Genomic DNA, 15,036 nt, shown 5'->3' on the forward strand with positions numbered 1-15,036 from the left:
GGCTTATTTAAGTGTGTCAAAAACCGTTCTATTATCCTATTATCACCAAACAACCAAACCGAAATAAAAAGGATCGACCTTAAATACACAATCCAATGGAAAAAAAGAGCTGTCGTTTAATGCATACTCTGCATTGTGCAACAGCCCCTCTCTTTATCAATTTGTGATAATTTTTTGTTTCCTTTGGTGAAAAATAGTAAAGCACCCATCGAGGAATACAGAAAACAATAGGATAATAAGTAATACCAATTCTACATTCATTTTTACAAATAACTCATTGACAAGAAACAAAATAACTAGCAAAACAAACGTCAGGTTATGTACAACAAAACTCACTTTATACATATTCGGTTTATTTCGACTGCTGACATATGCCAACCACACATAGGCTACCAACACAAAACAATACGCAAGCATCCATTCCTCTAAAAAAAGATAGACTATGGAAAGGGACCAAAACAAGAAGGGAAGTAGAATTTTTATTTGGAAGCTCCTCCTTTCTATGGCGGGATAGTGATGTGTACTACCCTTTAACCATTATTTCTCCACATCTAGCAGTTGCCATATTTCAAGTCTTTTGGATTCGTTTCTATCATATTGTACATATTTCTGCCGTTCATAGTACCATTGATGAAATTGCTTGATAAAAGCTTGTGGCAGATCATCGATTGTCTCTACATGAACCGGAGTGGAACAATTGGTGGTGCTGATGGATCCCATTCCCCATTTTCGCTGTAGCCAGTTACGGGAGACAGTGAGCTCAATAATTTTGCTTCTCTTTGAAATAAACAACCTTGTCGAAAATCCACCATTCCTAAATTGAAATTGGTCTTTATCCACACCAAAGCTTGTATGGTAATAATCTAACACACTACTAGCATTTAGCCAGATAAATACGAGGATGGCGATAATCCACCAAGCTTCTTCGACGCCATAAAGACTTGGCTTAAAAAAATACAATCCGATAAAAGTCCCTATCCATAGCCAGCTTGGTCTAATAATCCTCATCCACAACGACATTTTAGGAAGCTTTTGCATCTCCCTTGTACTTAAGGTATAAGAAGGGAGAATTTGCGAAACAAGTTGCATAGCCTTGTCAATCGGTAGAAACGGGTACAAGGAATTGACATCTACCTCCACCCCGTCATCGCTCGTTTTGGCAGTGCTAATTAATTTTACTTCCGCTAGACCAAAGACCCGTTTCAGCATTGTTTGCTTTACCTCCAATGCTTGTACCTTTTTCTTCTCAATCGAAAAATAGGTTTCCTCTAGAACTCCCCTTTGGATAAAAATATGGGTATCATTTGAGGATATTTCAAATTTCCCGTAACGAATCATTGTTCGAAGCATTCCAACAACTACGGAAATCATAACGGCTAGAATAAGAACTGTAAGCAGGAACCATTGATTGTTTAATATCTTCTCTAACATTCCTTGCACTTTTTCGTCATCAGGAAGAAAGGGCTGTAAGTTCTCATAGAGTCCAGATAAGATTGGGATTAGCGCCAAAAAGCTTAGTGAAGTGAAGCTTGCCTTGATAAGATCCTTATTCGATGATTGAAAATGGATGGTACGATTATCTAACTCATTATCTTCATCCACCATTTCTTTTACCACACCCGAGCTTTCTTCCACTACTTTCTCCTCAGCTATCTCTACCTTTTCTTCTCCCACTTCCACTAAATCGATTAGCTGAGCTGCTTGTTCCTTCGTAAGCACCTCAAAAACGATGGAATCATCGTCACCGTCCATTGCGGTCTCAAATGTAAGAGAAGTGAGGCCTAAGAGCGCATGAAAGAAAGATTTTTCCCTTCGCACATTTTGCACCTTCGAGAATGGAATCGTTTGGTTCTTTTTCGTCCAAACACCTGATTCCAAATAAAAACTCTGATTCTTCACTTCATACTTCCTTGTCCACCAGTTAAAAAATATATGAAGAAATTGGTAAAGGACAGATAACACAAAAATATATCTTCCATATTCAAATAACCAAAAATCAGATCCCCTTTTCCAGACAAAGAGAAGTAATGCTAAAATAATAGAATTTCGGATCAACTGATAGATTTGGTATAAAATCGTCAAGGGATGATATCTCATGTTTGCTCCACTTCCTTGATCTTGGCATATTCAGCAATGTTATCTCTCAACTCATAAGCAACCTTTTCTTCTAATGCCGGAATCGAATAGGAGGAGCCCATTGTTTCCACCGTAATGGAGCGTAATTGATATCGCCTTAGAATAGGACCCTGTGTAGTGGAGACACCTTGTATTTTTGTCATAGGAATCGTCACCCATTGCTCCTTCCATATCCCTTTTTTGATTTGGAAAAATTCCTCATCCACCTTAAAATACCAGCTTTTATAAAGAAGATCTGGCTCTATAACCCCCCAAATCGACCCTAACACTAATACGATCGTTAATGCGATTAGAATCCAACCAATCCAATAGACCCAATCAAAGTAAGCGTCTAGAAAAAATATAACGGCTAGTATGATAATACCTATAAGGTCTGAGATCAATTCAGTCATTCGCCAAACCTTTGGTGCTTTCTCTGATATTTTTCCAGGTAATGAATGGTCAACCATTTACAACATCCTTTACTTCAATTTTTGGTTTGGAGCGTACATTCCAGTATACAAACATTCTCATTACTCTCTCTAAGGGACCTTGCTTAAATCGTTTCATATACCAATGGCTTGCGACGACTTGGATCGTATAAACAGCTAATCCGAATAATATCCCAAGCCAGATACCCATTTTCGCAAACAAGCCAAGTCCATATCCATAAAAGACGGTCGTACAGATCATCGTCTGTAAAATATAGTTAGAGAGAGAAAGCTTCCCTACCTTCTCAAAAGCCCTCATTACCCTATGATCATGAAACTTACTATATAAATAAGCAAACAAGAAAATATACCCTATTGCTAGAATACTCCCACCAATAAGGGAGAAGTCAACAAAGCTAGTGAATGCTGGGGAAAGCTTAGCTAAAATACCAATCGGAATCAAGATAATGGCTGTCATGGCATAATTTTTTCTTTTATTCTGAAAATCGACTAGCCAGCCTTTATGAGCAGCGTACATCCCTAACAAAAACAGCGGCAAAATCGTAACAGGTGCTAGCAAAAGCACAACGAATATTTCGATATCGCCTAATTCCATTGGATCTTCGTGGAAGCGATGATTCATAATTTCCGTATAGCTTCCGTTTTGATAAATAGTGAATGTTTCCTTTAAATATTCTTGAATCGTATCCTCTGAATACAAGATATCATTACCTAGATCCTCACCACCAAAGCTTAGTAGAAAGAGGATCGCAAATGTTATTACCATCCAAATAAAGATGGTCTTAGCTTTTCTTTTTAAAAACAACAATAGCACGATACCCATTAATCCATAAGTGAAAAGAATATCCCCTTCCCACAAGAAAAAAGTATGTAGAAGTCCAAAAACTACTAAGGCTAGAAAGCGTCTAAAAAAATATCGTTTCACCGGCAGTTGTCTTTGCTGTAGCTTTGTCATCATTAGAATAAGTGCATATCCGAATAGAAATGCGAAGATTGGCATAAAGGAAGTTTCCACTAGAATCTTCGTTACATGATAGCCGGCTAAATCCCATTTTGGTAAATCAAAAAAAGCTATTTCATCCTTGCCATAGATTCCATATTGAAAAATGAGTAGATTGGCTAACAAAATTCCAAATAGGCTGAAACCTCTCAAACCATCAATCAACGAAATTCTTTCCGTTTTTATATTCATGGTAGGTTGCTCCTTTGTTGGTCATTATTTTCCATTTAACTATAACGAATAATATTTTAAAAATCAATATTTTTTTATTGTTTTACGATAAATTTATATTGTATAATAGGATATATAAAGATTTAGATGAGGTGGAGAAATTGAATTTCAAAGTGCTATTTAAAGTGGCATCAATTATTTGTCTAATAGGTTTTTATTTATTTATTCCAATAACAATTTTTGTGATAGCCTATCACATTGGCTACATCTGGTTTCCAGAAACCAGCTTCACGAAAAGCTTCGGTATTTATGAACCCATGGTTAGTTATTTAACGATTACATTTACCGAACAACCAGAGCTTATCATGGAAGAAAATTATCAGATCCTATCCTTTTTCAGCTCTATTACACTTTTTTTGACAGGTTTAATTCTCTTTTGGGTTTTGTATAAACTGTTTCAAAACATTCACAAGGAAAGCCTATTTGTCGATAAAAATGTCATTTTATTTTATTGGTTAGGATGGACCATGCTTATTTTAGGTACTATTTCTTTTTATTTGGATGGGCTTCTCTTTGACAAAACATTAGCAATGCTAGAGATTGAAAATGCGACTGTTTCCTTTTCAAATATAGATTATATTGAATCCATATTCTCTGGTATTACCTGTCTATTGATCGGGGCAGCACTTAAGACAGCCGTAAAAGCAATCGAGGAAAACAAATACACGATATAAAGTGAGCGATCGAAATGATTAGAATTAGATTAGATGTCATGATGGCAGAGCGTAAAATGTCGTTAAATGAATTATCTGAAAAGGTAGGGATCACCCCTGCCAATTTATCCATTTTAAAAAATGAAAAAGGGAAAGCGATTCGAATCAGTACGCTTGATGCACTTTGTAGAGTGTTGGAATGTCAGCCTGGTGATTTGTTGGAGTATACAGAGGATGAATAATCTAAGTATATCTTGAGCAATCGAGAAGAAATCCTTGGTGGTCGTTTATGATAAACTGTTGGTGAATGAATTTTATTATCTTTTGTTAAGGAGGTTAGAACATGAATAATTCAGTTCATGATAATGTCCTAAAGCTTTATCAAACACTAATAGATGCTTGGAATAATCGTGATGCAAAAAAAATGGCTGAACAATTCACAGAACAGGGAGTACAAATTGGCTTTGACGGAAGCAAGGTAATTGGACAAGAGGAAATATTTTCACACCTTACCCCCATCTTTGAGGATCATCCTACTGCCCCTTTTATTACTAAGGTTAAGAATATAAGATCTTTGGGGAGTAATACCGTAATTTTACATGCTATTTCCGGGATGGTTCCACCTGGAAAAACAGATATTGAGCCTGCAACGAATGCTCATCAAACACTAGTTGCCGTGAAAAAGGGGAGTGATTGGCGTATTGAGCTCTTTCAAAATACCCCCGCTCAATTTCATGGTAGACCCGAGCTAGTTGAGGAAATGACTGAAGAGTTAAGTCAGTTACTTTAGACTGTTCTTTAAAGATCGATAAAGTAACCAACATCCATCAAAAGTTTTATCTTATTCTAAAAGGAGTGCGAAGCTACATATATTTTGGACCAGAACAGAGTTCTATCCTGTTCGTCTATCTCTAAAAATTTTAGCAGGAGCCAAGACTTACTGTGCTCCTACTTCCTTTCTTTGTCTTACTTCTTTAACTTTTTGCCACATCTTACACAATGGTCATCATATATTGAAATTTTATGAATACCTCTCATTTTACATTTTATTATTTTCTTTAACCATTCCACCAGAATACCTCCTCTTCTCCGTTGAGCTCTAGGCTCCCTTCTCTAGGAGTCATGCGTGAATGTAAAAATAATCGTCCCTTATAAATTCGAATTCATCACCCTGAAACTGGGGGTTTTCTTACATTCCATCCTAACCATTAAAAATCAGTGGTCTTTGTTTAAAAATCAGAGATGCTATTGACCGGAAATTAGTCGGTTATTAAGCTAAGCATAACTTCTATGTTTGTGACTCCCTTAAAATGAAAGCGTTATCAAACTAAAGGACTAGATGGTTGGTATGCCTTAAGGAGGTGATAAATGGAAAAGTTAGAGATTTTGACCTACACCTCAGACTTACATATAGATCAATGATAACAGGAGGGATTTTTGGAATGAAGAGAATTTCTGTATTACTGATTATCGTCATGATGGTAAGCCTTCTACCCGTATCCAAACCCGAGATTTATGCAGAGATGGATGATGCTTATCTATTTGATTTCGGTTCAGAGGATAGTCCTGTAGCAGAAGGTTATGAACAAGTGAGCAATTCCATGCTATATGAGGAAGCAAGAGGTTATGGCTTGGATAAAACAGTTGACCAACGTGACAGAGGAAAGCCCGATGACGTGAGACGTGATTTTATCATTGGGGAGGATTACACTTTTACGCTTGATATACCGAATGGCGAATATTTTGTCCGAATCATTGCAGGTGATGAGATTGCCTTTAATCGTTCCAGCTTTATCATTAATGGTCAAGATCATGGAAACATTACCTCAGATGGTGGGGAATTTGCTGAATTAACAACAAATGTAACCATTACAGACGAGAAATTAACGATTAATATTGGGGAGAATGGACGAATTAATGGCTTAGAAATTGTGCCAATGACAGCCATTGATACCTTAGCAATCGATGCGATTACCTATTCCCCCGATAGCACTGTAAGCTTATCATGGGAGCCAAACTCCGCTGCAAGCTATTATACTATTTATCGTAAACCAAAAGATGCTGACACGTATGAGAAAATCGATGAAACAACTGATACAAGCTTCACCGACACATCTGTAGAAATTGGTTATTCCTATACGTATGCTGTAACAAGTGTACATCAGTCGGGAATAGAATCAGAAAAAAGTAATGAAGTAACCGCCAAAATAGTAAATGATGAGGTAGCACCACCTCAAGCACCAACTGGAATATCTGTGGAGGATTTAGAGCTAGAAAAAGTAGCATTAAGCTGGGATCCGGAAGAAAATGCAAACCAATATTATATTTATCGGGCTAGCTATGATCCTGATGATTATCCAGAAGGTGCGGTTACATTTGAAAGAATTGGATCTACAACAAAGACAAGCTTTACTGATGAAAGTGTTTTAACCTATAACCACTATTATTACCAGGTGCGAGCGATCAATGATGGCGGGGTATCAGAAGCATCAGAAGTGGTGGAATCTCCTATTACAGAAGTGTTAAAACGACAAATGGAGCAATTAGACCGTGCATTAGTTGCAGTCGAATCCGATGATGGGGTTTATGTTGGCTGGAAGATGCTTGGAACCGATCCAAAGGATGTGAAGTTTCATCTGTTCCGTGATGGTAAAAAAGTAAATAAAAAGCCAATTGAAAACAGTACGAACTTTTTAGATGAAAACGGAACTGCAGATTCCACTTATCAAGTACGAGTAATCAAAGGTAGTGGCTCCAAATTAACGAAAAAGGCAAAGGTTTGGTCGAAAAATTATTTAAGTGTCGCACTAGATAAACCAGAGGGTGGCACTACCCCAGACGGTGTGGAATATACCTATAGTGCCAATGACGCAAGTGTTGGGGACCTTGATGGTGATGGAGAATATGAAATCGTCTTAAAATGGGATCCATCGAATTCGAAGGACAACTCCCAAAGCGGCTATACCGGAAATGTTTATCTTGATGCATATGAGCTAGATGGAACGAAATTGTGGCGTTTAGATTTAGGAAAAAACATTCGTGCTGGCGCCCACTATACCCAATTCCTTGTCTATGATTTTGATGGTAACGGAAAGTCTGAGGTTGTATTGAAAACAGGAGATGGAACCATTGATGGGCAAGGGAATGTCATTGGCGATCAAGAAGCAGATTATCGTAATAGTAGCGGCTTTGTTCTTGAAGGACCGGAATACTTAACCGTATTCGAAGGAGCAACAGGAAAAGCACTTTCGACTGTTGATTACACTCCCCCAAGAGGGAATTTGAATGACTGGGGAGATAACTATGGTAATAGAGCAGACCGCTTCTTAGCTGGCGTTGCCTATCTTGATGGAGAACGTCCAAGTATTATTATGGCTCGTGGCTATTATACGAGAGCCGTACTTGCAGCCTACAACTGGCGTGATGGTGAATTGTCACTTGAATGGGTTTTTGATAGTGATGACGAAGGAAATGAAGAATATGCAGGCCAAGGGAATCACCAATTAGCAGTAGCCGATGTTGATCAGGATAAAAAAGATGAAATCATCTATGGAGCCTCTGTCATTGATGATGATGGTACAGGCTTGTATTCAACTGGCTGGGGACATGGGGATGCCCTACATGTCAGTGACCTAGATCCTAATCACCCCGGATTAGAAATTTTTCAGCCACACGAAAGCACGCAAATCCCCATTGGCTATGGGATACGTGATGCAGCAACAGGTGAAAAGCTATTCGGCGTTGACCTTAGATCTGATGTTGGTCGAGGCTTAGCAGCAGATATCGACCCACGTTATGATGGTGCAGAATTTTGGGCCTCGACTAGCTGGGATGGAAGTGCGGGAAATGGACTACATGCAGCAAACGGAGAACTTATTTCACAAGAAAAGCCACGCTCGATCAATCATGCTGTTTGGTGGGATGGAGACCTCGGCCGTGAATTACTGGACCATACCTTTGATCCAGACAATGATCCACATGGTGTAGGTCGGATTGATAAATGGGACTATGAAAAAGAGGAGCTTGTAAACTTACTAACACCAGAAGGAACAAGAACTAATAACTGGACGAAAGGTAACCCGTCTCTCCAAGCCGACATTTTTGGCGATTGGCGTGAGGAAGTGATTTGGCCATCTTCAGATAGTGAAGAATTACGAATATATACGACAACCGATTTAACAGAGGAAAAAATTTATACACTAATGCACGATCCTGTCTATCGATTATCTGTTGCATGGCAAAATGTCGCTTATAATCAACCTCCACACACTGGTTTCTTCTTAGGCTACAACATGAAAGAAGCACAAAGACCAGATATTGTAACAGGTGATAAATTATTTGGGCGAGATAAGAAGTGATATGGAAACAGCGAGAGAGTTGCTCTCTCGCTGTTTTTTTGGATAGGTGTTTGATGATAATGTGTGAGCTTAAAGCATGGAATGTGGTGTAATCTATTTATATTGTGAAATCGAATGGTAGGATTGTGCGGTCATTATGATGATTGTGGCATTCCTTAAATGGGATTGTGAATTCGTATGTTTTTTATCGATCGTACTGCCCCTGTAAGTTTTCCTACAGAGACAGTTTATAATAGAATGAATATTTATGCACCATATCGCTCTTCCTCGATTTGTTCTAATGTTTTCCCACGGGTGTTCGGTGTCATTCCTATACCAATAACTAAATGGATTGCTAAGAAGATGATCATCACCATTCCTGCTACAGTAAAGCTTAGCTTTTCCATTAAGATAGGTAGGATGAAAGACCAAACAGCAATACCACTTCGCACAATAAAATACATGAGCCCTTGAGCCGTTGCACGATATCTAGTGATAAATAATTCGCTAGTCCATAATGCATAGAAGGCTTGAGCTCCAATCCCTGCTGCAGATCCCCATAGCACTACAAATAATATTAAGGTTACCCAATTCATTGGCATAAAGGTTAAGATTAGCCAAGCCACCACTCCCATAACTGCACCTAACCCAAATAGGAAGCGTTGACTTACCTTATCCCCTAGCTTCATAAAGCCAAAATAGGTGGTGAGTACAGTAAGGAGCCATAGAAATGCTTGCAATAAATTAGCTTGACCATTACTCAAGCCACCTACATTTTCGTAAATGTACGGCATAAAATAACCCATCGCTCCTGCCGTTAAATTCCAAAATAGGTAAATACCGATCAATAAAAAAAGAGCTTGACGATTCACTTTCAAAGCAAAGAGATCTTTGACAGAGCTTTTCTTCAACTTGGCTTCTTTCAGTTCTAATTTCTTCTTTTTATTATCCTCAGACCAAATTTGTGATTCAGGTAAATCTCGCCTTAAATACCACGTAATAAACGCAACGACGAATAAATGGAAGAAGATTAGTCTTGAACCAAGCAATTCAAGTGGCTCAAGTAAAACAGCTAAGAAAAACGTAATGGTCGGGCCAATGGACCAAGCTAATTGGGCAGCTCCGACACGTGCGGCTCGTTGTTTGGATGGTGCTTCCTCTGCAATGTATGTCCATGAAACAGGAACCGCTACCCCGACTGCTATTCCAGTGATGATCGTACCAATGAGGAGCATCGGGAAATTGAAAGACAGCATAATCAATAAAATACCAAACATATAAACAAGCAAATCATAATTAAAGACAATCTTTCTACCAAATTTGTCGGTAATATATCCACCTAGCAATGCCCCAATTGCTGCACCTAAAGCATTGGCACTTAGCGCACTCAATAGTCCGACACCGACACTATCAATATTTAAATAAGCTTGCCATAATGTTAAACTACTTGCAGCAGCAATGATGGCACCAGCTTCAATATAATTGGCCATCGCTATAGCAATGGTTGCTTTCCAGCCTGTTGTTACTCTTTTTTTACCATTTCTCATGGTTGTTCCCCCTACTCTCTTGATGTAATGTTAATCCATATGAAATACTTCTTTAAGATCGATCGTAACAGGACTTTTATCTGAATTCGTTTCCATTAATGGTTCCATAAAAGCCCACCATTTTTGATTGATCTCGGTTGTGGCCATTTTACTCCACTTCTCCTCATCTTCGATTTCCACATAGCCAAATAAGGTGCTCGTAGCTTTATCCAAGAAAATAGAATAGTTCTTCGCCCCATGATTGTGTAATTCCTCCACCATTTCTGGCCATATCTCTTGGTGTTTTTTCTCATATTCCTCGTACTTATCTGGATATACTTTCATCAAAAACCCTTTACGAATCATTTTCTCACCTCTCTAAATTGTTGTTATCGCTTTCATTAGTTTCAATATAATCTATGATTCTATAAGTAAGAATAAAACCTACCGCCAAAAAAGTCAACCTAAACAAACGTAAATAAAATGAAACAAAAGTAAATTAACTAGAAATACCTACCATATCAACATTTGAAATCTATGGATCTTAGTCTTGAAATTAGCAAAAACGACCATCTCTCCCAATCTCCATACAAAAAATGGAAGCTATACGTTAAGATTAGAATGGAAAAAATTACTTTATATGTTTTCCCTCATGCAAAATCGGGAATCATTAATATAATGAATAGGTTTTTTGGATGATTATAAAAGAAGTATAAGCAAAACTAGGCATTCGCTAAGGGACAAGTGATGGCTAAGTTTTTCTAACATAGAATAATGATAGGAGGATAACGGATGAGCAATCGATTTACTAATAAAGTCGCCATCGTCACTGGAGGAAGCTCCGGAATTGGACGTGCTTCCGCTTTGGCCCTTGCAACAGAGGGCGCAAAGGTTTGTTTAATGGATATAAAAGAGGAAAATGCCGAAAAGGTGAAAGAAGAAATAGAAGCATTAGGTGGACAAGCAATGGTTATCGATGTCGATCTATCTGATTCCCAACGAGTACAACAAGGAATGAAAGAGGTTGAAAATAAATGGGGAAAGCTTGATATTGTATTCGCAAATGGAGGAATAAATGGAGTTCTCGCACCTATCGAGGATTTATCTCCTGAGGATTGGGACAAGACGATCCATACGAATCTAAAAGGAACCTTCCACACGATCAAATACGCTATCCCTTTAATGAAAGAAAACGGTGGTAGTGTTATTATTACAAGCTCTGTTAATGGTAATCGTGTTTTTTCCAATTTTGGCATGTCCGCTTACAGCACTTCAAAAGCAGGTCAAATGGCATTTGGTAAAATGGCAGCATTGGAGCTAGCACAGTATCAAATAAGAGTGAATATTATTTGCCCTGGTGCTATCGAAACCAATATAGGTAAAAACACGGAAAAAACCCCAGAGCTAAAAAAGATTAATATTCCTGTTGAATATCCTGAAGGGGATAAACCGTTAGAGCATAAACCCGGAAAACCAGAACAAGTAGCTGATCTTGTCACATTCCTTGCTTCAGATGATTCTAGTCATATAACGGGGACAGAAATGTTTATTGATGGAGCTGAGTCTTTGTTGTAACAGATAAAAAGTAAGTGCCTCGTACATAACTAAATAGGAAGAAGGAGAATCCGAACAATCTTCTGACTGAGCGTAGTCAAAATACGCAAACTCCTGCGGGAACAGCACGAGCTGAAGATCCACTTTGCAAAGCGGTTTTCTATACAAAGTTAGCTGATCGCAGTACCCACGGTATAGGAAACACTGTGAAAGTTTACTTGAGCAGGTGTTGACTTATGCCCATGGATAAAAGCGAAGTATTTTGACAAAGCAGTTTTAGTGCACAAATATAAATGTTCGGATTTTCCTTTTTTACTACTCTTTTGCCCCAAGCCCCATTTTAGACTAAATTAAATGAGGATATTTTTTCATAATATTTCAGTATTGCACTGTGATCCTTATCTGCTTCTCCATCACTTATTAGCTTCTCGATAAATTCTGTTACCATTTTAGTTAATGGCATTTTCACATCTAAAGATTGGGCAGTTTCTAAGATGTTTTTTAAATCTTTTCTGTGTAGTTCAAGAGTAAATCCTGGCTCAAAATTACCCTCCATCATAAGTGGAAACTTACTTTGTAATGCATTACTTCCTGCTAAGCCAGAATGAATTGCTTCATAAATGCTTTCTGGATTCACCTCACATTTCGCTCCCAATAAGAAAGCTTCTGAAACCACAGCTATATTTACGGCAACAATTGACTGGTTAACAAGTTTTGCCACATTACCACTACCAATTTCTCCAACTAATGTTACATTGCTTCCCATCGCTGACAAAAGATCATAATAATTTGAAAAATCCTCTTTATAAGCACCTACCATTATGGATAATGTGCCATCTATCGCTCTTGTTTCTCCACCACTCACTGGGGCATCCATCATACGAATACCCTTTTTAGCAAGTATTGAAGCAATCTTCTTTGTAGTTACAGGAGAAATGGAGCTCATATCAATTACCATTTTCCCTTTTGATAATCCATAAATAGCTCCATTGTCTCCAAGAAGCACTTCCTTAACCTCTGGTCCATTTGGGAGCATGGTAATAAGTACATCAACCTTTTTTGCCACATCCATCGGAGAAAATGCTACTTCTACTCCCTGCTTGCTCAGCTCTTGAACAGAAGCTTGACTTCTATTATATACGACCAAGTCATATCCACTTTTTATTAGGTTTATAGCCATTGGTTTTCCCATAATCCCAAGACCAATGAATCCAATTCGTTTCATTCTATCACCCCTAAATGATTATTAACCTTTCACAGAACCTAACATCACACCTTTAGCAAAATGCTTTTGTAAAAATGGATAAACAACTAAAATAGGTAACATCGACAAAATAATGGAAGCCATTCGAATAGTTTCAGACGGTGGCTGTGTAGAGTCACCGGCTACAGCACCCCTTGAGGCAGCACCAATTGTCTCAGAGTCAATAACAAGAGACTTGACTAAAACCTGCAATGTCCATTTATCGGAATCCGTTAGATAAACTAAAGCTTGGAAATATTGATTCCAATGGGCTACAGCGAAAAACAGGGTGAACGCTGCTATAACAGGCATGCTCAATGGCAAGATTATTCTAAAAAAAACGCCTAATTCGTTACAACCATCCATAATTGCTGCTTCTTGAAGCTCTGCAGGTAGATTATCTATAAAACTTTTTACCACAATTAAACTCCAAGCATTTGTTAAATTAGGTAAAATCAATGCCCATAAGGAATTCAATAAACCTAGTTCCTTTACGAGTAAGTAATTTGGTACGATCCCCGCACTAAAAACAAGTGTAAAAATTACACATCCCATTATAAATTTGATCCCTGGTACTTTTCTTTTTGTTAAGGCGTAAGCCATCGTTAAAGTAAATACTAAATTTAGTATTGTTCCAACAACCGTAATAAAAGTTGTACTTAGCAATGAATTAATGAAGCTAGCCGTAGATAATATATATTCATAGGCCGCTAAAGACCAATTTTCAGGAAAAAGATAAAACTTTAATGGTATATAAGAATTAGGATCTGTAAAAGAAACACTTAAAACATATATAAATGGAAATAAACAGATAACAGCTATAATCACAAGCAAAATGTAATTAACCCAATCACTAACTGTTAATTTATTTTTATAGACAAAGCTCAACCTTACAACCTCCTTCACAGGATTTAATATAGCCCTTCATAACCAAATCTCTTGACAATCCAGTTTGAGGAAACAACTAAAAGTAATCCGACAATCCCTTTAAACATTCCAACTGTTACACCAACACTTATTTGGCCCCGTAATATACCTTGCGTATAGGCATAAGTATCAAATACCTCTGCTACTTCGCGAACTACTGGACTGTACATTAGCAATACCTGTTCAAAACCTACATCCATCATGCTACCAAGACGCAAAATTAATAAGATAATGATCGTTGGCCTTATGGCTGGTAGTGTTATATGCCAGATCTGTCTCCATCTATTTGCTCCATCCATTACTGCTGCTTCGTATCTTTGCGGGTCTACTCCTGCAATTGCGGCTAAGAAGATAATGGTCCCCCACCCAGCATCCTTCCAGATGCTTTGAAGAGTTAATAAAATCCAAAAGAATTTAGGATTTGACATCAGAGCAGCTTGTTCCATATCCCATTGATTTAACAATTTATTTAGTACCCCTACATCTGCTGACAGCATGAAGTAAGTTATACTTACTACAACAACCCAAGATAGAAAATGAGGTAAATAAACGATCGATTGATTTACTCGTTTAAATACTTCATGCCTCACTTCATTAAGCATTAATGCAAGAATAATAGGGAGAGGGAAGTAAAATACAAGGCTAAAAAGATTAATTAATAAAGTATTTCGGAACATCATATAAAACTGTTCACTTGAAAACAAATCAGTAAAATTCTTAAATCCTACCCATTCACTACCTAAAATCCCTTGAAACGGATTATACTCTTGAAAAGATAGTATTAATCCCCACATAGGAATAAATTTAAAGACAATTAAAAACAGTAAACCAGGTAAGATCAAAAGGTATACATATCTATATCTTATCAGCTTTTTTAATAGCTCATTAGATTTAGAGGAAAGCTTTGTTTCCACTCCAAATTCGTTCATCTACCTTTCTCCTTTCTATACAAAAATTAAATGGATAACCTTCTTTAAGACGGGCTATCCATTTAATTG

Annotated in this window: 13 protein-coding genes; 5 read left to right on the forward strand and 8 right to left on the reverse strand. The window is 37.6% G+C overall.

The features are described 5' to 3' along the window. Window positions 1–537: 537 nt before the first annotated feature. Genes ACZ5N5_RS01300 through ACZ5N5_RS01310 form a run of 3 tightly spaced genes read right to left on the reverse strand, consistent with a single transcriptional unit; the run spans window position 538 to window position 3,759 of the window. A complete protein-coding gene (locus ACZ5N5_RS01300; RefSeq protein WP_464373106.1) occupies window positions 538–2,097 on the reverse strand; it encodes a PH domain-containing protein in 1,560 nt (519 codons plus the stop codon). Next, window positions 2,094–2,585 carry a PH domain-containing protein gene (locus tag ACZ5N5_RS01305; RefSeq protein WP_277678090.1) on the reverse strand — a complete coding sequence of 164 codons (492 nt, stop codon included), beginning with the start codon at window positions 2,583–2,585 and terminating at the stop codon, window positions 2,094–2,096. The genes ACZ5N5_RS01300 and ACZ5N5_RS01305 overlap by 4 nt, the downstream gene beginning before the upstream one ends. After that, entirely contained in the window at window positions 2,578–3,759 is a 1,182-nt protein-coding gene (locus tag ACZ5N5_RS01310; RefSeq protein ID WP_464373107.1) for a DUF418 domain-containing protein, read from the reverse strand. Before ACZ5N5_RS01310 ends, ACZ5N5_RS01305 begins: the two co-directional genes overlap by 8 nt. Window positions 3,760–3,923: 164 nt before the next feature. On the opposite strand from ACZ5N5_RS01310, the gene ACZ5N5_RS01315 reads away from it, so the two are divergent. The 4 genes from ACZ5N5_RS01315 (at window position 3,924) to ACZ5N5_RS01330 (ending at window position 8,809) form a co-directional block, all read left to right on the forward strand. After that, window positions 3,924–4,472 carry a DUF2975 domain-containing protein gene (locus tag ACZ5N5_RS01315; protein ID WP_347836171.1) on the forward strand — a complete coding sequence of 183 codons (549 nt, stop codon included), beginning with the start codon at window positions 3,924–3,926 and terminating at the stop codon, window positions 4,470–4,472. Between the two features lie 14 nt (window positions 4,473–4,486). Beyond that, the gene (locus tag ACZ5N5_RS01320; protein ID WP_109983092.1) at window positions 4,487–4,693 is read left to right on the forward strand and encodes a helix-turn-helix domain-containing protein; all 207 of its coding nucleotides are present in this window, start codon (window positions 4,487–4,489) and stop codon (window positions 4,691–4,693) included. 101 nt (window positions 4,694–4,794) lie between these two features. Then, window positions 4,795–5,241, forward strand: coding sequence for an SgcJ/EcaC family oxidoreductase (locus ACZ5N5_RS01325; RefSeq protein WP_054788381.1), 447 nt, complete (start codon window positions 4,795–4,797; stop codon window positions 5,239–5,241). 652 nt (window positions 5,242–5,893) lie between these two features. Further along, window positions 5,894–8,809 (forward strand): rhamnogalacturonan lyase family protein, encoded by a 2,916-nt coding sequence (locus tag ACZ5N5_RS01330; protein ID WP_464373108.1) that lies wholly within the window; start codon window positions 5,894–5,896, stop codon window positions 8,807–8,809. 245 nt (window positions 8,810–9,054) lie between these two features. On the opposite strand, the gene ACZ5N5_RS01335 is transcribed toward ACZ5N5_RS01330, so the two are convergent. Together ACZ5N5_RS01335 and rhaM are read right to left on the reverse strand one after the other, a co-directional pair. Continuing rightward, window positions 9,055–10,335 (reverse strand): MFS transporter, encoded by a 1,281-nt coding sequence (locus ACZ5N5_RS01335; protein WP_109985225.1) that lies wholly within the window; start codon window positions 10,333–10,335, stop codon window positions 9,055–9,057. Between the two features lie 30 nt (window positions 10,336–10,365). Further along, complete coding sequence (gene rhaM / locus ACZ5N5_RS01340) at window positions 10,366–10,680, reverse strand: L-rhamnose mutarotase (protein WP_054788383.1); 315 nt, start codon at window positions 10,678–10,680, stop codon at window positions 10,366–10,368. A gap of 426 nt (window positions 10,681–11,106) precedes the next feature. Here rhaM and ACZ5N5_RS01345 point away from each other — a divergent pair, with 426 nt between their 5' ends. Further along, entirely contained in the window at window positions 11,107–11,889 is a 783-nt protein-coding gene (locus tag ACZ5N5_RS01345; protein WP_109985224.1) for an SDR family oxidoreductase, read from the forward strand. A 319-nt stretch (window positions 11,890–12,208) separates the two neighbouring features. On the opposite strand, the gene garR is transcribed toward ACZ5N5_RS01345, so the two are convergent. Genes garR through ACZ5N5_RS01360 form a run of 3 tightly spaced genes read right to left on the reverse strand, consistent with a single transcriptional unit; the run spans window position 12,209 to window position 14,967 of the window. Next, window positions 12,209–13,093 (reverse strand): 2-hydroxy-3-oxopropionate reductase, encoded by an 885-nt coding sequence (gene garR / locus ACZ5N5_RS01350; protein ID WP_054861077.1) that lies wholly within the window; start codon window positions 13,091–13,093, stop codon window positions 12,209–12,211. A gap of 21 nt (window positions 13,094–13,114) precedes the next feature. Then, a complete protein-coding gene (locus ACZ5N5_RS01355) occupies window positions 13,115–13,999 on the reverse strand; it encodes a carbohydrate ABC transporter permease (protein WP_464373109.1) in 885 nt (294 codons plus the stop codon). A 23-nt stretch (window positions 14,000–14,022) separates the two neighbouring features. After that, window positions 14,023–14,967, reverse strand: a complete 945-nt coding sequence (locus ACZ5N5_RS01360) for an ABC transporter permease (RefSeq protein ID WP_109985222.1) — start codon at window positions 14,965–14,967, stop codon at window positions 14,023–14,025. Between the last annotated feature and the right edge of the window lie 69 nt (window positions 14,968–15,036).

It is taken from the genome of Gracilibacillus sp. JCM 18966, from assembly GCF_055392695.1.